We start from the raw sequence: 18,294 nt of genomic DNA on the forward strand, positions 1-18,294 counted from the left end.
GAATCATCCCGATTTGTTTGCCAAATGTAAGGAGGAAAAAAGAATGGAACTGAATAACACATTACTCGGTGCGTTGGGAATCGAAGTAACAGAACTGCAAAAAGGCAAGGTAGTCGCGACTATGCCAGTCGACGACCGGACAAGGCAGCCCTTCGGCTTGCTGCATGGTGGAGCTTCTGTAGCACTCGCAGAAACAGTCGCCAGCATTGGAGCATTCGAATTAGTCGACAAAGAAAATGAAGTCGTTGTGGGCCTTGAAATCAATGCCAATCACATTCGGGCCAAGAAAGATGGAATGGTTACAGCCTTAGGCACCGTCCTGCACCATGGGAAGACTACCATGGTATGGGATATAAAAATTACCGATGAAAATGAACAATTGATATGCGTTTCCAGGTGCACCATTGCCGTCATCAAGCGCAAAAAATAAATCAGCCTTAATGGCTGATTTTTTGTTGCATAAAAGATAAAAGCCACCAGGGGTCATCCTGATGGCCATAATGCGTTATTTTGTTTGATCTGGTGCTCCCATCTTTTTTCGCGCTTCAGCAAGATCATCTTGTACGGTCCGGTCGGCAAGCTTTACTCCAGAATTATATGCGGCTCGGGCAATCAGATGCCCAGCGACAGGTGAAGTAAGGAAAATGAATGCGACGCCCAGCAAAAGCCGGGAATTGAAATGATCTTCAATGATCCAAAAGTAAACGAAGGTTCCAAGGAGCACAAGCATGACTCCCATTGTAGCGCTTTTTGAGGCTGCGTGGTTCCTCGTATACACATCTGGAAGCCTTATCAGCCCAAAGGCCGTTACAAGACTGAGAAAGGCACCAATCAATATGAACAAGCCTGCAAAAAACTTAGCGATCTCCATTTCTGTCATATTCCATGATTACTCCCTTCTCAAGGTATTTTGAAAAGGCAACTGTTCCAATGAATGCAAGGATTCCAATTAACAGGATGATATCGAGAAAAGCACTCGTATCAAGCAAAATGGATACTAAAGCTACTACGGAAACGAGGCTGATGCCGATCGAATCAAGGGCAACTACCCGGTCCGCTACAGTGGGCCCTTTAATGACACGATAAATCAGGCCAATCATCGCAAGTGAAATGAAGGTAACTGAAATCCACATGACAGCTTGGAACATTATCGGCTCACCTCCATGATTGCTTTTTCGAATGTATCTCTGATTCCCTGAATGGATTCCTCGGCATCATCAATATCCATTGCATGGACGTATAGCACTCTGTTATCTGGCGATATATCAACCACCAGGGTGCCTGGTGTTAATGTAATCAAATTAGCAAGGACAGTAATTTCCCAATCCTGCTGCAATTCAGTAGGATAAGCAAAAATTCCAGGCTTTATATTAAGTTTGGGCCTTAGGACCGCCTTTAAAACCGCTATATTTGAAAGGAGTAATTCCCTTGAAAAAATATAGATCAGATTGGAGACGGCTACTACCCTCAATAAATAAAACCGAGAGTTGAAAAACCGGCGGAACATGTAAATGATGAGCAGGCCGAAGAAATACCCGACGAAAAAGGAAGCCGGAGAGTAGGATGTCTTAAGGAACATCCAGACAAATGCCAGAATGAAATTCAGCAAGATTTGGAAAGCCATAACTCATCACTCCTTTAAAACAGCATTGATGTAGATTTCCGGATTTGCCAGAGTTTCAGCGGCTTCTGTAATGACCGGATAGACTGCTTCTGTCCCGAACCCGTATAAAACGGCAAATACTGTCAAGATTGCTGGTGCAACAAGCAGCCATTTTACCGGAGATTTTTCTTCATTTTTATAAGCTCTTGGTGTCCCCCAGAAGCCTCTGATGAAAATCTTCATGACAGAAAATAATACGAACAGGCTCGACATCAGCACCACAGCAGCGCCAACATAGCTTTCAGCCTCAAATCCTGCGCGCACAATCATCAGTTTGCCTGCGAATCCGCTCAGCGGAGGAATGCCGGCAAGTGCCAGTGCCGCGATGAAGAACGTCCAGCCCAATCCTGGATATCTGTGCAGCAAACCGCTGATCTTGTCCAGGTCGCTGGTACCGGTGATCGCAACGATGATGCCGATCAACAAGAACAACGTCGCTTTGATATTCATATCATGGATCAGGTAAAAAACAGATCCAGTAAGTGACTCTGGTGTAAGGACGGATACACCGAATAATATAACACCGACCGCTACGATGATGTTATAAATAATGATTTTTTTAATATCAGAATAAGCGATGGCCCCGATAACACCTGCGATGATTGTCAGAACAGCAAGGACTTGCAGCAATTGATGCGTATATCCCGCATCATGGTAAAAGAACAATGTATAGGTTCTGGTGATCGAGTAGACGCCGACCTTTGTCAGGAGTGCGCCAAACAAAGCCATTACTGGAGCTGGCGGTGCATAATAAGATCCTGGGAGCCAGAAATAAAGCGGGAAAATCGCCCCTTTAAGGCCGAATACGATCAAGAACAATACAGCGATGACCGTAATGATTCCAACATTCCCAATCTCGCTGATCCTGACGGAAATATGCGCCATATTCAAGGTGCCGACCACTGAATATAAATAAGCAACAGCAATGACAAACAGCGCGGACGAAATGACATTCACCAGGATGTATTTGATTGATTCCCGGAGCTGGATTTTCGTACCGCCCAATACAAGCAATACATATGAAGACATAAGCATGACTTCAAAGAATACAAACAAGTTGAAAATATCCCCCGTCGTAAAAGCGCCATTCACGCCTACCAGCAGGAAATTGACAACAGGATAGTAATAAAACTTTTCACGGGCTTCGCCGATGGATTTAAATGAGTAAATCAAGCTTGCGAAAGCGATGATGCTTGTTGTCAATACAAGCAGGGCTGATAGCATATCCGAAACGAGAGTGATTCCGTAAGGTGCTTCCCAGTTGCTGACATCCATTGTCTGGATGCCGTTTTGATAGACATGGTTAGCCAGCATGGATGCGGCGATGATGGTGATGATTGCGCTTATTGCCGATATCCACCGCTGGGCCAGGATATTTTTCGTGAAAAAAATAAGTACGACCCCTGTAATCAGAGGAATTAAGATGGGTAAGATGATTAAATTATTCATGTCCTTCCTTTCCTCTCAAGCGATCCATATTATCTGTTCCAAGCTCCTGGTAAGCCCTGTAGGCTAATACAAGGAAGAAGGAAGTTACTCCGAAACTGATAACAATCGCTGTCAGGATCAGAGCTTGAGGAAGCGGATCGACATATGATGGGGCATGCTCGCCGAGCAGGGGAGCAGCACCTCTCTTCAACCCTCCCATTGTTAAAATCAATAAATGGGCCCCATGGCTCAACAGGCCTGTACCAATGATGATCCTGAGCAAGCTTTTAGAAAGCATGAGATAGGTGGCTGTCATAAATAAGATTCCTATTAGAAAAGCCATTAAGATTTCCATTATTCGCTCTCTCCAATCGTTTGAATAATGGTCATTGTCACGCCAATGACGACGAGGAACACTCCTGTATCAAACAATACAGCTGTATGCAAAGAGGTTTTGCCAAGGAGCGGCAAATCGACATAAGTAAAAGCATGTGTCAAAAAAGGCATATCGAAAAACAATGCTCCTGTACCTGTTCCAATGGAAAAAAGCAGTCCTATAGCTACGATCTTAATATAATCGACTGGCAAAATCGCTTTTACTGTCTTAATATCGAAGGCCAGCAGCAGGAGGACGATCGCTCCGGATGTCATCAATCCGCCAATGAATCCACCACCTGGATAATAGTGTCCGGCAAAGAACAGGTGGATCGAAAACAGGATGATGACAAACAAAGTGAATTTCGTAACTGTCTGGAGGATGACATCATTTGTTTTCATCCAATTCTTTCCCCCTTGTCAGACGCAGCTTGATCATCGCAAAAATGCCCAGGGCAGCGATGCCAAGCACGGTTATTTCAAACATCGTATCAAAGCCGCGGAAATCAACAAGGATAACATTGACCATGTTTTCCCCGCCGGCCTTCTTATAAGTATTTTCAACATAATACTCTGCAATCGACCCAAATATTTTGTTGCTGTGTGCAGATAATGCAATCAGCGTCACGGTCGCTCCTACGCCAATAGAAATCAGTGCATTCGTCAGCCTGAAGCGGATACGTTCCTCGTTACGCCTCATTTGCGGCAGGTGATAGAATGCCAGCAGGAATAATGCAACAGAAACAGTTTCAATGACCAGCTGTGTTAGTGCAAGATCCGGCGCGCGGAAAATGACGAAGAATAACGCAACCGTATAGCCGACTGCACCAAGCAGGATGATGGAAGTCAGCCTGGATTTAGCGAACAGGATCGTAATCGCGGAAACAGCCATGATCAAGACAAGCACCACTTCGTAAAAACGGATTGGAGCTATTTTGCTGAAATCAAGCTTGAACGCATTCTTATAAATGAGAGTTGAACCAAGAATCAAAATAAAGAATGAAAAAATATAAACCAGATAGGATCGGATAAATCCAGTCATATAGGTCCTGGTAATTTTTCTTGACGCTAGCTGGATAACGTCCAAGCCACGGTCATAAATACGGTTAAGAGCCAGACGCTCAGGGAACTTTTGATAAACCCCTGTCCATTTTGGAAGCGTCTTGTACAGGAGGAACCCTATTACGATGACGCCAATCGTCATGAACAATTCAGGCGAAAATCCGTGCCAGTGAGAAATATGTACTTCATACGCAGTTTCGTCATCCAGTAAAGATGGAAGTATTGCTCTTAAAGCAGGTGATATCAGGCGTCCAGAAATGACGTCCGGGAAGAAACCGATGATCACAACAAGCGATGCAAGGATGACAGGTGAAATCAGCATCCCAATCGGGGCTTCATGCGGTTTTTTCTCCAATTTTTCTGGCTGAAATTTACCGGTGAACGTCTTGAATACATACATCATGCTGTACAAGAACGTAAACACGCTCGCTGTCCAGGCAATGACCGGAAACAAGATTCCCCATGTTTCCAAACTGAAAATATCCATTTCAGTAACGCGGAGCATTCCTGTAAAGAACATCTCTTTGCTCAGGAATCCGTTAAACGGAGGGATCCCCGCCATTGAGAATGTACCAATGATCGCAAGCGTGAAGGTGATTGGCATGAAGTTCATCAACCCGCCGAGCTTGCGGATATCCCTTGTCCCGGTTTCATGGTCAATGATCCCTGTCACCATGAAAAGGCTTCCCTTGAATGTAGCATGGTTGATGAGATGGAATACCGCTGCAGTGACAGCGACAAGATAGTATCCATCCTTGATCGTCCCGTAATGGAGCGCTGCTGCGCCTACACCAAGCAGCGACATGATCATACCAAGCTGGCTGACAGTTGAGAATGCCAGGATCGCTTTTAAATCTGTCTGTTTTACAGCGGAAAAAGAACCCCAGAACAGTGTAAGCACGCCAATGCCGGCTACGAGCCATACCCATGTTCCGGAATGCGCGAACACAGGTGTCATACGGGCCACAAGATAGATGCCCGCCTTTACCATCGTTGCCGAGTGCAGATACGCACTGACAGGAGTAGGTGCTTCCATCGCATCCGGAAGCCAGATGTGGAATGGGAACTGAGCAGATTTTGTAAAAGCGCCAAGCAGGAATAAGATGAGTGTCGCTGTAAACAATGGATGGTTCACGACCTCATTGGACATGGCAATTGTTTCTGAAATGCTGAAGGTACCTGTGATGAGATTAAGCAGCAGGATGCCCCCCAGCATCGATAATCCCCCAAAAACAGTGATCAGCATTGATTTTTGCGCACCGTAACGTGAACGTTCGCGATGGTTCCAGTAACCGATCAGCAGGAATGACGAAAAGCTAGTCAGCTCCCAGAAAGTATAAAGCACGATCAGGTTGTCCGATAAGACCACTCCAAGCATCGCACCCATGAATAAAAGCAGGTATATGTAAAAAGTATTCAGTTTTTCTTTTTCCGGCGACAAATAGTAAATCGAATAAAGAACAACTAAAGCACCAATACCTGTAATCAGCAACGCGAATAATAGCCCGAGGCCGTCAACCTTCAACGTAAAATTAATTCCGAGTGAAGAAATCCATGGAACAGTTTCCATGACTGTTCCTCCGTGTCTGGTTGTGCTGATGAACTGCAGAAAATAAGCGAATAACACTGCAGGCAGCGGCAAAAGGAACCAGCCGGTATGAATTCTTCTGAAATTCTTATGTAAAAATGGAATTAATAACGCGAGTAAAAGCGGTGATACAACTGCAAGATGAAGTAAAGACAAAAGATAGTACCTCCTTATAATTCCAATTTCATGGTTTAACATTATATTTTTGCCAATTAAACCAAGTTCATGCTTTCAACTCACTGATGTAAAAATTATAACGTAAAAAAGATGGGGATGCATGTCATCCTACTTTGAAAAACAAGGGTTTTTCACACCATTGAATAATTTTGACGTTATTTTTGCATACTAACAGTGAATAGGGGGGATAAACCATGGCCCGAAAACTCATTGTATGCACAGGGATATTCCTTAGTTTGTTAATGGGATTCGTAATCCTGGATAATAGGGATGACAAGGAGTTGTCAAAACAAGGACCTGGTGTGCTGGGAATCCAGCAATCAGATTTGGACGAGGTTGAAACAGCAAAAACATATATTCCTTTTGGTGCAAGGGAATACGTCCGGATTGTGCCTAGATAGCACCAAACTATTTCTACGGATGAAATGCAAATAGGTTTCAAAAAGTTTCAAGTTCCTTTAATCAGGAGCTTTTTCTTTTTGTTGCAGGGAGCCGCCTTTTCTTTCATACTACTCAGTAGGAATACGAAAGAATCGAGTGAAGCATCTATCATGAAAAATCCTTACTTAACAAGTTATTTTCCGCTCCTGTCCATTATTTTGTTCAGTTTGTCCTTTTCCTTGCGCACAGAATTCGAGCTGATCTCGATTCTGAAGAATGCCGGAATTTACGAAGGAATGCTTGAGTTTTTCTCTGAAACCGGAATTAAATTATCATTGCTTGCCCTGTTGATGGTCATATACTTCATGCTTTTTGCTGCCCTGAAATTGATTGCCGATACAATTAACGAGGTCAGTTTGTTGTTATTTTCAAAGGATCGTGAAGGAGAAAGCTTAAAAATGATCCGCAGCGGTGCAACGATTTATTTTGCTGCTAGCGTTGCCTCTCTGTTCAGCATCTACAGCTTCATCGGAATTGGCGTGATATTCGCTGTCGCAACGATGATCTATTTCATCTATTTTGTTTATAAAATTAGCCCTAACCTGACAATGGCTGGCCTATTCGGCACCGTGTTCTTCCAGGTCATTATCTGGAGCACACTCGTGCTGGGAATCATATATCTCGCCGTAAAAGTCTATAACAGCATCCTCGCAAGCCTGCCGATTTAGAAATTGTATACTTGCCGTGTTTAGGGTAATTTGGTCCGTGCGAGATTTGGGAAATGGCTTTCAGTGCCCGAAGGAGTGCGGAACGACTTTGAAAGGGAACGGAAACAGGTTTTCAGTGCCCGAACGGGTGAGAAACGACCTTGAGAGGGAACGGAAACAGGTTTTCAGTGCCCGAACAGCTGGGGAAAGACCTAGAAAGGGAACGGAAACAGGTTTTCAGTGCCCGAACGGGTGAGAAACGACCTTGAAAGGGAACGGAAACAGGCCTTCAGTGCCCGAACGAAGGGGAAGCAAGCTCCAAAGGGAACGGAAACAGAATTCATACCAAAAAAAATGAACCTGGTACTCAGCCAGGTTCATTTTTTCATAATATCACGCCAAATCAATAGATGTGGCGATTGGTTGTTGATGGCTTCCATGCTTTGAGGCTGGTCTTTGCCGACCCAGACTCCTGCTGTGAGCGGTCCGTTGAAACCGATGAACCAGAAATCCTTGAAATCATTCGTTGTCCCCGTTTTTCCTCCGGCAGCAGCGCCAGCAATCGCAGCTTTCCTTGCTGTCCCCGAAGCAACAGTCTTTTGCATCAGTTCTCTCACTTTCTCCACAGTACCCGGCTTCCACACCTGGACAGGTTTGTCATTCCATTTATAAAGTACTTCACCGGAATGACTGGTTACTTTTACGATTGCCCGGGGCTTGAGATACAAACCTTTATTGCTGAAAACCGAATAGGCTGATGTCATTTCCAATGGGCTCACCCCGGTCGTGAATCCGCCTACAGCCGATGATGGTACATGGTCCTGTAAGGTTACTTTTTCAAATTGAAATGCTTGCAGGTCGCCGAATGCTTCGTCCGCTCCAACCTGCTGCAGAATCCTCACGGCAGGAGTGTTATAGGAATGGATGAACGCCCTTTCGAGTGTGACCATTCCATAGACGGAACCTCCATAATTTTTGGGGCAATACCCTTTGATGCAGAGCGAACCGGCATTAATGCGCGCATCAATGCTGGCATCAACCCTTTCAAAGTAAGGAGCATAGACAAGCAAAGGCTTGATCGCTGAGCCCGGCTGGCGAAATGCCTGGTATGCCCGATTGAAGTCAACACTTTGATAATGCTTGCCTCCTGCAAGAGCGACAATTTGTCCATTCGCATGATTTACAACAGCCGCAGCTCCCTGAATCGAACCATCGGGTATATGGTCAGCAACAGCCTGTACAGCGCGCTTTTGCAAACCGGGATCCAGGCTGGTATGAATGGTGATTCCTGAGCGCAGCAACTCCTCGACCTTACCATCAAGTTTGTCATGATCATCCATATTCTCCTGCCAGGAAATCAATTCTTTCAGTTCGTGCAGCGCATAAGAAGAGTAATCCGGATACGAATTTTTCCGCGGAGTGACCTTTAACTGGATCCGCGCTTTTTTCAGCTTCTCAGCTTCTTCCAATTTAATTTTCCCGTGCTCTGCAAACTGGTCGATGAGCAGCTCCTGCCGTTTTTTGGTCCGCTCAAAATGCCTGATTGGATCATAGTATGATGGATTGTTAGGGATGGCTGCAAGAAAAGCCTGTTCTGCTTCTGACAATTTTGCAGGTTCTTTTTTAAAATAAAAGGAAGCCGCAGCTTTGAGTCCATAAGCGTTATTGTGGAAATAAATCGCGTTCAGGTACTGCTCCAGAATCTCAGCCTTTGAAAAAGTTCTCTCCAGCTGATATGCATACAACACTTCGCTCAGCTTCCTGTTATACGACTTGTGATGGTTCAAATACTGGTTTCGCGCAAGCTGCTGGGTAATCGTGCTCGCACCTTGCTCAATGCCATCGGAATGGATATTGATCGCAAGTGCACGGCCGATCGCCGGTAAGTCGAAACCTGGGTGCTTTTCAAAACTGCGGTCCTCAGAGATGATGAATACATCTTTGATAAAATCGGGGATTTCATTGCCCGCTACATAGCTTCTGTTCATAGGAAGATGGATCTCGGTAAAGACCTCACCGTTGTTTGCCAGAATCCTGCTTGTCTGTGAAAGCTTTGTCTCATTCAAATTGATCTTTTTATCAAGAGTTTCGCTGAAGCTTTTGGCCTTGCCAGCTTCGTTAAAAGTTAAAATGACAACCGCGATGAATGCGGGTACCAATAGAAAAATCAGTAAATAACCTGTAATAATCCTCACAATAAATCCTTTCTGCAGTCCAATGTATCATCAGACATTTCTCGGTTGACATACGATTAATATCGGAATCATTCACCGAAAATTTAATGACAAAGCAAATTATAAAAAAATGGACAAATTAAAATGCAGAAAATTTAAAAATTTTTAAAGAAACGTGCTATAATAGAAAAAATAATCGACCGAAAAGCATATACTGGTTACATACAACTACTGGCTTTTCAGAAAGTTGGGGAAGCATGAGCGAAAAAGAAAGGACATTATTCATCGATTTTGAATTTACGATGCCTGACCGGAACAGCAGGAGACGGGGCTTCTACCAGGAAATCATCGAAGCCGGAGCTGTCCTTGTTGAAAACGGCAAGGTGGTTGAGCAGTTTTCTTCCTATGTGCGGCCGATGCGCTTTCCTGTTTTGACAGAGCGCTGCAGGTCCTTCTTGAACATTTCCCAGGAGCAGGTGAATTCAGGAATCCCGTTCAAGGACTTGGTGGAAAAGCTGAAGTCGATGGGAGGCAGCAGGGACTGCGAAATTGTTACCTGGGGCAATATGGACATGAAGGTGTTGCAGCAAAATTGCCAGCAGGCTTCCGTTTCCTTTCCGCTGCCAGGAAAACAGATCGATCTGTCAATGGAGTATAAGCGCTTCTTTGGTGACCAGAATCAGACCGGGCTTTGGAAAGCTGTTCAGGAGTACGGGCGTGAGGGAACAGGGAAACATCACCGCGCACTTGATGATGCGCTGACGACCTATCATATTTACAAATTGGTAGAGAAAGACAAACAGTATTTGCGCAAGCCGGAGCCTGCAACAATCGGAGACATGGTGGATTTCTCTAAACTGCTTAATAAATTCGCATAAAAAAGCCAGATTGGGTAAAAACAATCTGGCTTTTGGCGTTCTGGATTTTAACTTTTGAAGTAATCCTTCTCAAGCGAATCCAGGTTTCTTAAGCTATGCTGTGCCCATGCGGAATCGTCACCCTCGAGCTCTGAGCGGAGTTTGCTGGCCGCCTCTTTTAATGATGAAATGTAATCCGGAATTTCACCCTCGAATGGCTTCACCATTTTTTCCGGAATGTTGGCCTGTTCTCGGAAGGCGAGTGCCTTTCTTTCATGGAAAAAACCAACTTCGGCATCCTTGGGGTTATGCAAATCGCCCTGCATCGGGTGTTTTACGACTGCCAAAACTCGGACAAGATAGTGGAGCGGGCGGCGTTCGGTGATTTCACCTATGTATTTTCCTGTTTTATAAATGGCGGTTACTTGATCGCCAATGTTCAATTCGGCCATGTTAAAATCTCCTTTCAGGTAGGGGAGTGCTTCTTTCATTATGCTATGGAAAAAAACAAAGTGCAAAAATTTTGGCAATCCATTAAAGTGTTTTATAGGAGGGATACATACAATGACTAAAAGAATAGTAGCAGTATTAATTGCGATGATGTTTGTTCTTGCTGGCTGCGGTACATCCGGCGAGAAACAGGAAGCGGAAAAAGCGAAGGAAGAAACGAATGGTGGACAAGCTGGCCAGGCGGATGAGGACATCAGTTATCCTCAGCTGACACCTGAAACGCAGGGGAAGGAAAGGCTTGTTGAAATGGTCACTACAATGGGCAGCATTAAAATCAAGCTTTTCCCAGAGCAGGCGCCAAAAACAGTTGAAAATTTCATCAAGCATAGCGAAGAAGGATACTATGAAGGTGTTATCTTCCACCGTGTCATCGATGGATTCATGATCCAGGGTGGCGACCCTGAAGGTACCGGAATGGGCGGCGAGAGCATTTACGATGGGCCGTTCGAAGATGAGTTTTCAAGGCAGCTTTTTAACATCCGCGGAGCTTTATCAATGGCCAATTCCGGACCAAATACAAATGGAAGCCAATTTTTCATTGTCCAGAATAAAGAGCTTGATTCCAGCTTGCCAGGGCAAATGGAGCAGGCAGGATATCCTGAAGAAGTCATCAAGATGTATGAAAATGGCGGTACGCCTCACCTCGATGGCAAGCATACAGTCTTTGGGCATGTAGTCGAAGGAATGGATGTTGTTGATAAAATCGCCTCGACACCAACAGGCGCACAGGACAAGCCTGATAAAGACGTTGTCATCGAAAAAATCAATGTACTGAAGTAGGGAGTTTCTTCATGTTGGACGAAATGCTAAAGCTTGCTATAATGTTTGGAGAAAGTGTTCCCAGCAGAAGAAAGGAAGATGAGAATGAGTAACTGGTTTGTCATCTCATTGTTTTTATATTTTCCAGAAGATAAGACTGAATATATACCGGCCGCGATTACCTCATTCGTTTTCCTGATGGGTGCGATCCTGACGATGCGATTCATCATCAAAGTATCGAAGAGAGAAGCCCAGAAGGCAAAGGAATACGAGCAGGCGGTCATGAAACAGATGGAAGATACCAAAGAGAACAGCTGAAACCGGCTGTTCTTTTTTTAATTCAATTTATAAAGCTGGAATAGGAGAAAACTTACTTTTTTTAAAAATCTTGATAATGTTTTAGGAAGATGAATTTAACTGTAATTGCAGTATAAATTAATTAAGGGTAATGCAACAAAAGTTTACGATTTATAACCAACCCCAAAGGGCTATGGGGACCCTTTGGGTAGGGACTTAGTAATTTTATTGAATCTGTACTTTGTTTTGTAGTGTTGAATTATCCAGCCAATTTATCAAATTGATTAAAAATCTTACAAATTATTTGTCTAGCGGCTAGGCAATCTTCGTAAAAATGATATCTGATTGCTTCAGGTTCACTGCCATCTTTTCTAATTACATCACTTCTAAAGGGCTTTTCATTAATACTGTCTAAAACTTCAAATAGATCTGCAGCTCTTAAATGAACCCTCTTAAATCTCAATTCTAAATAAGGACGCTTTTTATTTCCTCCACAAAATTGAATAGAACCAAACGCCTTTGTTGAATTAGGATAACGAATTTCAAATGTTTCTTGCCAACCATTATCATAAACTGTAAGTGAAGTATTTGCTATTTGTTCGAATATTGTATTATAAATTTTTACTAATGAATCAAAGGATTTCTTCATATGGAAACCTCCTGTTATCGAAATATTTATAGGAATTAAAACAGTTTTTCTTCTCTTATTTAATATTTAACGAATTAATAGATTTTCTGACGATCTCCCTTAACTCGAGTGCAGAAAATTTCTTTACACATACAGAACCATCTTTATAAAGTTGATTCTTACATTCAGGTATTAATAAACCAAATATATATCCGTTACCTGATTTTACAAACTCTCTTCCTACAATCTTTTTTCGCGATGGCGATTTATCGTAATAATAAAAGTAACGTCCAAACTTATCCTTGTGTTCTCTAAGTTCATCGAAGGAATTTAAAATTTCTCTCTTTTGCTCTAAAGACAGCATTTCATACCTCCTTTAATATTTTGTTCTTTATAGAGAATATTATATTTTATTTTCTTATCTAATAGTCGATTTAAATAAGATAAATTTTATAACTTGGTATCTACATCAATAAATATATGTTGAATAAATTTATGAGAATTGTCGATAACTACTCTATAGAATCTTTTTTATATGATTCATTTTTAGAAATGTTTTGATGTCTAAAAATCAGGGTAAAAGTCATGTTTTCTTTACTTTACTAACGCGTTATAATACCTTTTATATTCTAAAACTATGAGTAGGGGTAAAAATTGAAGGATTTACACATAGAGAATGTCGTCGAACAGATTCTTATCCAATCTGGCAGCAGTGTTACAGTTATGCTTGAGTCATATTTTCCTGGAGACCGGTTTGCGGGCGGGAAATATAATTTTGGATCTCATACTATCACATTATATATTGAAGAAATTAAGGCCCAGTGCCTGCAAATCTTCTCATCATTGGATCATTTTGAAGATTATCTGGCCGTTGTTTTCGCACATGAAATTGGCCATGCCGAAGACAGTCAGCTCGCGGAATTAATCGACCAGATGGATGCATGCAGCAACGAATACTCGAAAAAAGGAATCGCACTCAGAATTGAGGAGAATGCTTGGGAATACGCAAGACAGCTGATCCCGGAGCAGCTGCATCCTTTCATGGATACAATCATCCGTTATTCCTTACAGCCATATTACGATGCGCTGGAAATCAGTGCTTAATAAAAATGGAGCCATCCCTTGTAAGGGAGGCTCCATTTCTATTAGTCGATCAACTGAATGCCTTCTTCAGCCTCTCAAGTCCTTCATTCAAGGTTTCGCGCGGGCAGGCGAGGTTCATCCTGACAAAGCCTTCTCCGCCTTCACCATATTTCGTCCCGGGTTCAAGACCGAGCTTCCCTCTGTACAGTAGTTTTTCCTTGATTTCTTCATCGCTCCATCCAAGGTCGCGGCAGTCGATCCACAGCAGGTAAGTGGCATCGGCTTTCATTGGCTTGAGCGCAGGAAGGTGATCCTTGATATAATCGGTGGCCACTTTCATATTTTCATCCAGATAAGTTAACAGCTGCTCAAGCCACGGCTCGCCTTCCCGGTAGGCAGCTTCCATCCCGGCTATAGCAAATGCATTCAAGGTGAAGAAGCCTTGCTGCTGCTGGATTTCCTTGAATTTGCTCTTCAATTCCTTGTTCGGGATCAGCGCGGCAGAAGCCTGCAGCCCGGCGAGATTGAAGGTTTTGCTAGGTGCGATGAACGTCGTTGTGATTTCCTTGTACTCATCTTTAATTGAAGCAATTGGCGTATGGACATTGTGCTCGAATACTAGATCGGAGTGGATTTCATCTGAAACGATCAGGCAGTCATGCTTCGCGCACAGGTCCCCGATTTTTTCGAGTTCGGCTTTTGTCCAGACCCTTCCGCCTGGATTATGCGGGTTGCAGAGAATAAACATTTTCACGCCATCTTTCAGTTTTGCTTCAAAGTCAGCAAAATCGATATCGTAACGGCCGTTATCATATTTTAGGATTGAAGTAACGAGCGTACGGTCATTATTTTTAATCATATTGAAAAAGGGTGGGTACACAGGAGAATGGACCAGTACTTTGTCGCCTTTTTCTGTGAAAGCACGGATTGCTGTGCTGATGGATGGCACCACACCTTCGCTAAAAACGATGGATGATTTTTTGAAATCGCAGTTATGGCGTTTCTTCATCCAGTCCTGGATGGCTTCTGTCACTGATAAAGGAACGAATGTATAACCGAACACACCATGCTCAATCCGCGCTCTCAAGGCATCCATTACGGCCTTGGGAGGATGAAAATCCATGTCCGCAACCCACATCGGCAGGACATCACCTGTCCCGAAAACCTTTTCAATTGAGTCCCACTTTACAGAATGTGATTTGTTACGGTCGACCACTTTGTCAAAATCAATTCTTTCCACTATGTACGCACCGCCTTTTCCTGAAAAATTTATCTTACCCTATGTTTATGATAAAATATTTTTAAAAAATAATCAGGTGATTGGATTGGAATCAAAAGAACTTACCTATAAATTAATTGATGTTTTGAATAAATGGGATCCTTTTAAAATAGGTGCAGGCGAATTCGACCCGGAAATCGCGGATATCCTCCAGGCTGTCCATGATTATGATGATGGGGATAAAATCGCAAGAAGAATCCAGTCTGTATTTGAGTTTTCGTTTGAACAGGTGTTGCCATACACTGATTGTCTTGCAATCGCGAACACACTGCTGGAAATCAAAAACGAGGATGTTTGCTCTTTATAACATTGTAGTAATATTTTTCAAACAAATTACTGAAACGGCAGCCATCAGTGGCTGCCGTTTGCTGTTGCTTCCACTATTCTCTCTTCGGCAATGAAGCTGTTAATCAGCTGATGTACCTCTTCTGGCCGTTCCTCGGGTACGAGATGGCCGGTCTCTTTCAGGATGACCAGCTCCGAATTCTTCAAATCATTATTCAATCGTCTTCCAACACTCACTGGCACGACTTTATCGTGTTCACCCCAGATCATCAGGCATGGTGCATTGATTTTTTTTAATTCCTCGGATGTAAGGTCACCTTCGCGATGCCGGATCATCATCGTCAATGCTTTGAAAATATCATCTTCCAGAAAAGGAGTCAGATAGCCGTACAGCATTTCGTCATTGATCATCGAATGGTCGTATACGACGTTTTGCAAATTTTGCTTCACACCTGAACGGGCAAGGTGAAACTTTACATAGAGGTGAAAATAAGGAATGTAGCTTGATAATACAAGCGGGAGCTTCGCCTTTTTCAAATAGCCCGAGCTGCAAAGCAATATGCCCTTTTTCGCATGTTCAGGGTAATGCAACAGAATATTCAAGGCAATCTGCCCGCCCATTGAATGGCCAACAACATTGAATTCAGGAATCCCGAGGGACTTCATCAATTCAACAACCGTAGTCGCCAGATTATGATACGAGTATTTAAAACTGGGAACCTTTCCGCTCTTTCCGAAAGGCGGCAGGTCCACTGATATCACGTTATAATCCTCTTTCAGCAGGGGAATCAAATGCCTGAAGCTGAAAGTAGAGGAAAGAAAACCATGGAGCAGCACGAGCGTTTCCTTTGGCTCTGGGTGCTGGTAGTGTTCATAATAAAGCTCGATTCCTTTTACCGTTTTATTCCTGGCAAATTCCATTCGGCTTTCACTCCTGACATTTTTGTGAAATTCGTTAGGTATGCCATTTATTTTCCCCGCGAATCGGAAGTTCACACACAAAATTTGGTGATTTAAACTGAAGACAACAAAAAAAGATGGACACCTGATCAGGTGCCCATTAAAAAAGGGGGAATACTAGAAAGCCTTATGGGATTAGGTTAACCAGTTTGCAAGACTGATATACCTATTTTAAAAAAATTTTCAAAATAAAAAGAGCAGGACTTCACTGCCTGCTCGATGCGGTCTCTTACAAGGTACTATGCTTCTGGTCATGTTCTGGCGGTGCTGCGTAATAAAATTCTCCCATTAGCTCCGACGCTGGGACATCGAGGGCTGTTGAGATTTTTAGAATGGTCTGCAATTTAGGGAGCTGCTCACCGCTTTCGTACCTTCTGATTGTTTGCGTACCTACCCTGATTTTTAAAGCGAGCTCCTCCTGGGAAATTCCGACCCTTTCACGGCAACTCTTGATATTTTGGCCAATTGCAGTCATTGCTCTTCACCTCCATCAATATCTCTTACTATAATTTTATCATTAAATTTTTGAAAATATCGACAATGATGTGAACGTTTTCTTAACTTTAGAGGATGCCAACTGACTGTAAGAACACCATGCCAATTCCGATTGGTACGATGTAACGGATGGAAAAGTACCAGATTCTGAATAGTAATGCACTTTTTCCTGAGCCTTCCTCCAGCTCTTGCCTTACCAATTTTCCCGGCAGCGCATAGCCGACAAATATGGCGATGAATAAGGCGCCAAGCGGCAGGGCGATATTGCTTGTCAGGAAGTCGGCCAGATCAAAGAAGGTTTTACCGAAAAACTTCACCTCTGATAATACGCCAAATGAAAGTGCATTCGGAATGCCTGCAGCAAAAACGAGCATTCCTGAAATCCAGGAATATTTTTTTCTTTTCATTTTGTCGCCTTTAGAGAGGACAGCCACGATGATTTCCAGGATGGAAAAAGCTGAAGTCAGTGTCGCAAACAGCAATAATATTAAGAAAATCGTTAAAAATATTCCGCCGAATGCCAGCTGATCAAACACGGCCGGGAGAACTACGAACACTAGTCCAGGACCTGCTTCAGGCTCGAAGCCAAGTGCAAATACAGCAGGGAAGATCACCAGTCCGGCCAGCAGAGAAATGATGATGTTCAGACCTACTACTGAGAAAGCGGATTTGGCGAGGCTCTCACCCTTTGATAAATATGAAGCGTATGTCACCATTACCGATAACCCGACGCTTAAGGCGAAAAAGGACTGTCCGAGTGCCAAAAGGATGGTTTGGCCAGTAACAGCGGACCAGTCTGGTTTAAGGAAAAATTCGACCCCTGCCATCGCTCCTTCAAGTGTAAGGGAACGGATGACGAGGATGATAAAAAGAATGAACAAGGCTGGCATCATATATTTACTGGCTTTTTCAATGCCCTGCTGTACACCGCCCTGGACGACCCATATGGTCAGCAGCAGGAAGAGGAACTGTACAGCAACTGCCTCGACTGGCTAGGAGATAATTTTATCAAAAGCAGCTCCATACTCTGCCTGTGTCAATCCTGACAAAGATCCCGTGAAGCTTCTGCCCAGATAAGAAAGGATCCAGCCACCGACTACGCTATAGAACGAAAGGATAATGAAAGATGCGATGACGCCGCCATATCCCAGCAATGGCCACGCGCTTTTGGGAGCGAGGTGCTTGTATGACATGACAGCATCTTTTTGGGTGTTCCTGCCGATAATGAATTCGGCTAATAGAATCGGCGCACCGATAAAAATCGTCATTAGCAGGAAGAAGATCAGGAAAATCCCGCCGCCATTCGTACCTGCCATATATGGGAACTTCCAAATTGCCCCGAGTCCAATGGCAGATCCCGCCGCAGCCAGGATGAACCCAAGCTTGGAGGTCCATTGTTCGTGCTTATTCATGAAAAAACTCCTTTATAAAAAATTTAATTATTCCAAAAACGATTTTCTGATTTAACAGAAAATTATTTCTCCATGTTACTATTCTTTCTGATAAAATCCTAGCAATTTCATGCTATACCCTATATTTTAATTTTTTGTTATTTTTTTGAAACAAATACGGAATTCCATCGTTTT

Annotated in this window: 22 protein-coding genes and 1 pseudogene; 8 read left to right on the forward strand and 15 right to left on the reverse strand. The window is 43.3% G+C overall.

Features of this window, described 5'->3' with window-relative positions; translation table 11 throughout:
* The first annotated feature begins 43 nt into the window (after positions 1 to 43).
* Positions 44 to 430, forward strand: coding sequence for a hotdog fold thioesterase (locus tag ACXAEA_RS04800; protein WP_475094798.1), 387 nt, complete (start codon positions 44 to 46; stop codon positions 428 to 430).
* Between the two features lie 75 nt (positions 431 to 505).
* Here the strand turns inward: ACXAEA_RS04800 and mnhG are convergent, their stop codons facing one another.
* Genes mnhG through ACXAEA_RS04835 form a run of 7 tightly spaced genes read right to left on the reverse strand, consistent with a single transcriptional unit; the run spans position 506 to position 6,272 of the window.
* On the reverse strand, positions 506 to 880 hold the full coding sequence (gene mnhG / locus ACXAEA_RS04805) for a monovalent cation/H(+) antiporter subunit G (protein WP_475094799.1): 375 nt from the start codon (positions 878 to 880) through the stop codon (positions 506 to 508).
* Entirely contained in the window at positions 858 to 1,148 is a 291-nt protein-coding gene (locus ACXAEA_RS04810; protein WP_475094800.1) for a Na(+)/H(+) antiporter subunit F1, read from the reverse strand. Before ACXAEA_RS04810 ends, mnhG begins: the two co-directional genes overlap by 23 nt.
* Entirely contained in the window at positions 1,148 to 1,624 is a 477-nt protein-coding gene (locus ACXAEA_RS04815) for a Na+/H+ antiporter subunit E (protein WP_475094801.1), read from the reverse strand. The genes ACXAEA_RS04810 and ACXAEA_RS04815 overlap by 1 nt, the downstream gene beginning before the upstream one ends.
* A gap of 6 nt (positions 1,625 to 1,630) precedes the next feature.
* Complete coding sequence (locus ACXAEA_RS04820; RefSeq protein WP_475094802.1) at positions 1,631 to 3,112, reverse strand: Na+/H+ antiporter subunit D; 1,482 nt, start codon at positions 3,110 to 3,112, stop codon at positions 1,631 to 1,633.
* Positions 3,105 to 3,446, reverse strand: coding sequence for a Na(+)/H(+) antiporter subunit C (locus ACXAEA_RS04825; RefSeq protein ID WP_475094803.1), 342 nt, complete (start codon positions 3,444 to 3,446; stop codon positions 3,105 to 3,107). The genes ACXAEA_RS04820 and ACXAEA_RS04825 overlap by 8 nt, the downstream gene beginning before the upstream one ends.
* Positions 3,446 to 3,868: a Na(+)/H(+) antiporter subunit B gene (locus ACXAEA_RS04830; RefSeq protein WP_475094804.1), complete on the reverse strand. Its 423-nt coding sequence runs from the start codon at positions 3,866 to 3,868 to the stop codon at positions 3,446 to 3,448. Before ACXAEA_RS04830 ends, ACXAEA_RS04825 begins: the two co-directional genes overlap by 1 nt.
* Entirely contained in the window at positions 3,855 to 6,272 is a 2,418-nt protein-coding gene (locus ACXAEA_RS04835; protein ID WP_475094805.1) for a Na+/H+ antiporter subunit A, read from the reverse strand. Before ACXAEA_RS04835 ends, ACXAEA_RS04830 begins: the two co-directional genes overlap by 14 nt.
* Positions 6,273 to 6,487: 215 nt before the next feature.
* Here ACXAEA_RS04835 and ACXAEA_RS04840 point away from each other — a divergent pair, with 215 nt between their 5' ends.
* The gene (locus ACXAEA_RS04840; protein WP_475094806.1) at positions 6,488 to 6,694 is read left to right on the forward strand and encodes a hypothetical protein; all 207 of its coding nucleotides are present in this window, start codon (positions 6,488 to 6,490) and stop codon (positions 6,692 to 6,694) included.
* Positions 6,695 to 6,844: 150 nt separating this feature from the next.
* A complete protein-coding gene (locus ACXAEA_RS04845; protein ID WP_475094807.1) occupies positions 6,845 to 7,402 on the forward strand; it encodes a DUF5366 family protein in 558 nt (185 codons plus the stop codon).
* Between the two features lie 356 nt (positions 7,403 to 7,758).
* Here ACXAEA_RS04845 and ACXAEA_RS04850 read toward each other — a convergent pair whose 3' ends face one another.
* Entirely contained in the window at positions 7,759 to 9,576 is a 1,818-nt protein-coding gene (locus ACXAEA_RS04850; RefSeq protein ID WP_475094808.1) for a transglycosylase domain-containing protein, read from the reverse strand.
* Positions 9,577 to 9,812: 236 nt separating this feature from the next.
* On the opposite strand from ACXAEA_RS04850, the gene kapD reads away from it, so the two are divergent.
* Positions 9,813 to 10,433, forward strand: a complete 621-nt coding sequence (kapD, locus tag ACXAEA_RS04855) for a 3'-5' exonuclease KapD (protein WP_475094809.1) — start codon at positions 9,813 to 9,815, stop codon at positions 10,431 to 10,433.
* Positions 10,434 to 10,480: 47 nt separating this feature from the next.
* Here the strand turns inward: kapD and kapB are convergent, their stop codons facing one another.
* Positions 10,481 to 10,864, reverse strand: coding sequence for a kinase-associated lipoprotein KapB (kapB, locus tag ACXAEA_RS04860; RefSeq protein WP_475094810.1), 384 nt, complete (start codon positions 10,862 to 10,864; stop codon positions 10,481 to 10,483).
* 112 nt (positions 10,865 to 10,976) lie between these two features.
* On the opposite strand from kapB, the gene ACXAEA_RS04865 reads away from it, so the two are divergent.
* On the forward strand, positions 10,977 to 11,702 hold the full coding sequence (locus ACXAEA_RS04865) for a peptidylprolyl isomerase (RefSeq protein ID WP_475094811.1): 726 nt from the start codon (positions 10,977 to 10,979) through the stop codon (positions 11,700 to 11,702).
* 84 nt (positions 11,703 to 11,786) lie between these two features.
* Entirely contained in the window at positions 11,787 to 11,999 is a 213-nt protein-coding gene (locus tag ACXAEA_RS04870) for a hypothetical protein (protein ID WP_475094812.1), read from the forward strand.
* Between the two features lie 238 nt (positions 12,000 to 12,237).
* On the opposite strand, the gene ACXAEA_RS04875 is transcribed toward ACXAEA_RS04870, so the two are convergent.
* The gene (locus ACXAEA_RS04875; protein ID WP_475094813.1) at positions 12,238 to 12,627 is read right to left on the reverse strand and encodes a hypothetical protein; all 390 of its coding nucleotides are present in this window, start codon (positions 12,625 to 12,627) and stop codon (positions 12,238 to 12,240) included.
* A 55-nt stretch (positions 12,628 to 12,682) separates the two neighbouring features.
* On the reverse strand, positions 12,683 to 12,970 hold the full coding sequence (locus ACXAEA_RS04880; protein ID WP_475094814.1) for a hypothetical protein: 288 nt from the start codon (positions 12,968 to 12,970) through the stop codon (positions 12,683 to 12,685).
* Positions 12,971 to 13,260: 290 nt separating this feature from the next.
* On the opposite strand from ACXAEA_RS04880, the gene ACXAEA_RS04885 reads away from it, so the two are divergent.
* Positions 13,261 to 13,710 (forward strand): hypothetical protein, encoded by a 450-nt coding sequence (locus tag ACXAEA_RS04885; RefSeq protein ID WP_475094815.1) that lies wholly within the window; start codon positions 13,261 to 13,263, stop codon positions 13,708 to 13,710.
* 49 nt (positions 13,711 to 13,759) lie between these two features.
* On the opposite strand, the gene ACXAEA_RS04890 is transcribed toward ACXAEA_RS04885, so the two are convergent.
* Positions 13,760 to 14,929 carry a MalY/PatB family protein gene (locus tag ACXAEA_RS04890; protein ID WP_475094816.1) on the reverse strand — a complete coding sequence of 390 codons (1,170 nt, stop codon included), beginning with the start codon at positions 14,927 to 14,929 and terminating at the stop codon, positions 13,760 to 13,762.
* Positions 14,930 to 15,014: 85 nt separating this feature from the next.
* Here ACXAEA_RS04890 and ACXAEA_RS04895 point away from each other — a divergent pair, with 85 nt between their 5' ends.
* Positions 15,015 to 15,275 carry a DUF1871 family protein gene (locus tag ACXAEA_RS04895; RefSeq protein ID WP_475094817.1) on the forward strand — a complete coding sequence of 87 codons (261 nt, stop codon included), beginning with the start codon at positions 15,015 to 15,017 and terminating at the stop codon, positions 15,273 to 15,275.
* A gap of 44 nt (positions 15,276 to 15,319) precedes the next feature.
* Here the strand turns inward: ACXAEA_RS04895 and ACXAEA_RS04900 are convergent, their stop codons facing one another.
* From ACXAEA_RS04900 to ACXAEA_RS04910, 3 genes and pseudogenes are all read right to left on the reverse strand, one after another.
* Positions 15,320 to 16,174 carry an alpha/beta fold hydrolase gene (locus ACXAEA_RS04900; protein ID WP_475094818.1) on the reverse strand — a complete coding sequence of 285 codons (855 nt, stop codon included), beginning with the start codon at positions 16,172 to 16,174 and terminating at the stop codon, positions 15,320 to 15,322.
* Between the two features lie 268 nt (positions 16,175 to 16,442).
* Positions 16,443 to 16,688 carry a helix-turn-helix domain-containing protein gene (locus ACXAEA_RS04905; protein ID WP_475094819.1) on the reverse strand — a complete coding sequence of 82 codons (246 nt, stop codon included), beginning with the start codon at positions 16,686 to 16,688 and terminating at the stop codon, positions 16,443 to 16,445.
* Between the two features lie 88 nt (positions 16,689 to 16,776).
* Positions 16,777 to 18,120, reverse strand: a pseudogene (locus ACXAEA_RS04910) (sodium-dependent transporter).
* Between the last annotated feature and the right edge of the window lie 174 nt (positions 18,121 to 18,294).

It is taken from the genome of Mesobacillus sp. ABV4_180 (assembly GCF_056158485.1).

Excerpts from the sequence above, each read along its gene's own strand:
- ACXAEA_RS04800 (WP_475094798.1), top strand. The coding sequence starts at position 44 with ATGGAACTGAATAACACATTACTCGGTGCGTTGGGAATCGAAGTAACA.
- mnhG (WP_475094799.1), bottom strand. The coding sequence starts at position 880 with ATGACAGAAATGGAGATCGCTAAGTTTTTTGCAGGCTTGTTCATATTG.
- ACXAEA_RS04810 (WP_475094800.1), bottom strand. The coding sequence starts at position 1,148 with ATGTTCCAAGCTGTCATGTGGATTTCAGTTACCTTCATTTCACTTGCG.
- ACXAEA_RS04815 (WP_475094801.1), bottom strand. The coding sequence starts at position 1,624 with ATGGCTTTCCAAATCTTGCTGAATTTCATTCTGGCATTTGTCTGGATG.
- ACXAEA_RS04820 (WP_475094802.1), bottom strand. The coding sequence starts at position 3,112 with ATGAATAATTTAATCATCTTACCCATCTTAATTCCTCTGATTACAGGG.
- ACXAEA_RS04825 (WP_475094803.1), bottom strand. The coding sequence starts at position 3,446 with ATGGAAATCTTAATGGCTTTTCTAATAGGAATCTTATTTATGACAGCC.
- ACXAEA_RS04830 (WP_475094804.1), bottom strand. The coding sequence starts at position 3,868 with ATGAAAACAAATGATGTCATCCTCCAGACAGTTACGAAATTCACTTTG.
- ACXAEA_RS04840 (WP_475094806.1), top strand. The coding sequence starts at position 6,488 with ATGGCCCGAAAACTCATTGTATGCACAGGGATATTCCTTAGTTTGTTA.
- ACXAEA_RS04845 (WP_475094807.1), top strand. The coding sequence starts at position 6,845 with ATGAAAAATCCTTACTTAACAAGTTATTTTCCGCTCCTGTCCATTATT.
- kapD (WP_475094809.1), top strand. The coding sequence starts at position 9,813 with ATGAGCGAAAAAGAAAGGACATTATTCATCGATTTTGAATTTACGATG.
- kapB (WP_475094810.1), bottom strand. The coding sequence starts at position 10,864 with ATGGCCGAATTGAACATTGGCGATCAAGTAACCGCCATTTATAAAACA.
- ACXAEA_RS04865 (WP_475094811.1), top strand. The coding sequence starts at position 10,977 with ATGACTAAAAGAATAGTAGCAGTATTAATTGCGATGATGTTTGTTCTT.
- ACXAEA_RS04870 (WP_475094812.1), top strand. The coding sequence starts at position 11,787 with ATGAGTAACTGGTTTGTCATCTCATTGTTTTTATATTTTCCAGAAGAT.
- ACXAEA_RS04875 (WP_475094813.1), bottom strand. The coding sequence starts at position 12,627 with ATGAAGAAATCCTTTGATTCATTAGTAAAAATTTATAATACAATATTC.
- ACXAEA_RS04880 (WP_475094814.1), bottom strand. The coding sequence starts at position 12,970 with ATGCTGTCTTTAGAGCAAAAGAGAGAAATTTTAAATTCCTTCGATGAA.
- ACXAEA_RS04900 (WP_475094818.1), bottom strand. The coding sequence starts at position 16,174 with ATGGAATTTGCCAGGAATAAAACGGTAAAAGGAATCGAGCTTTATTAT.
- ACXAEA_RS04905 (WP_475094819.1), bottom strand. The coding sequence starts at position 16,688 with ATGACTGCAATTGGCCAAAATATCAAGAGTTGCCGTGAAAGGGTCGGA.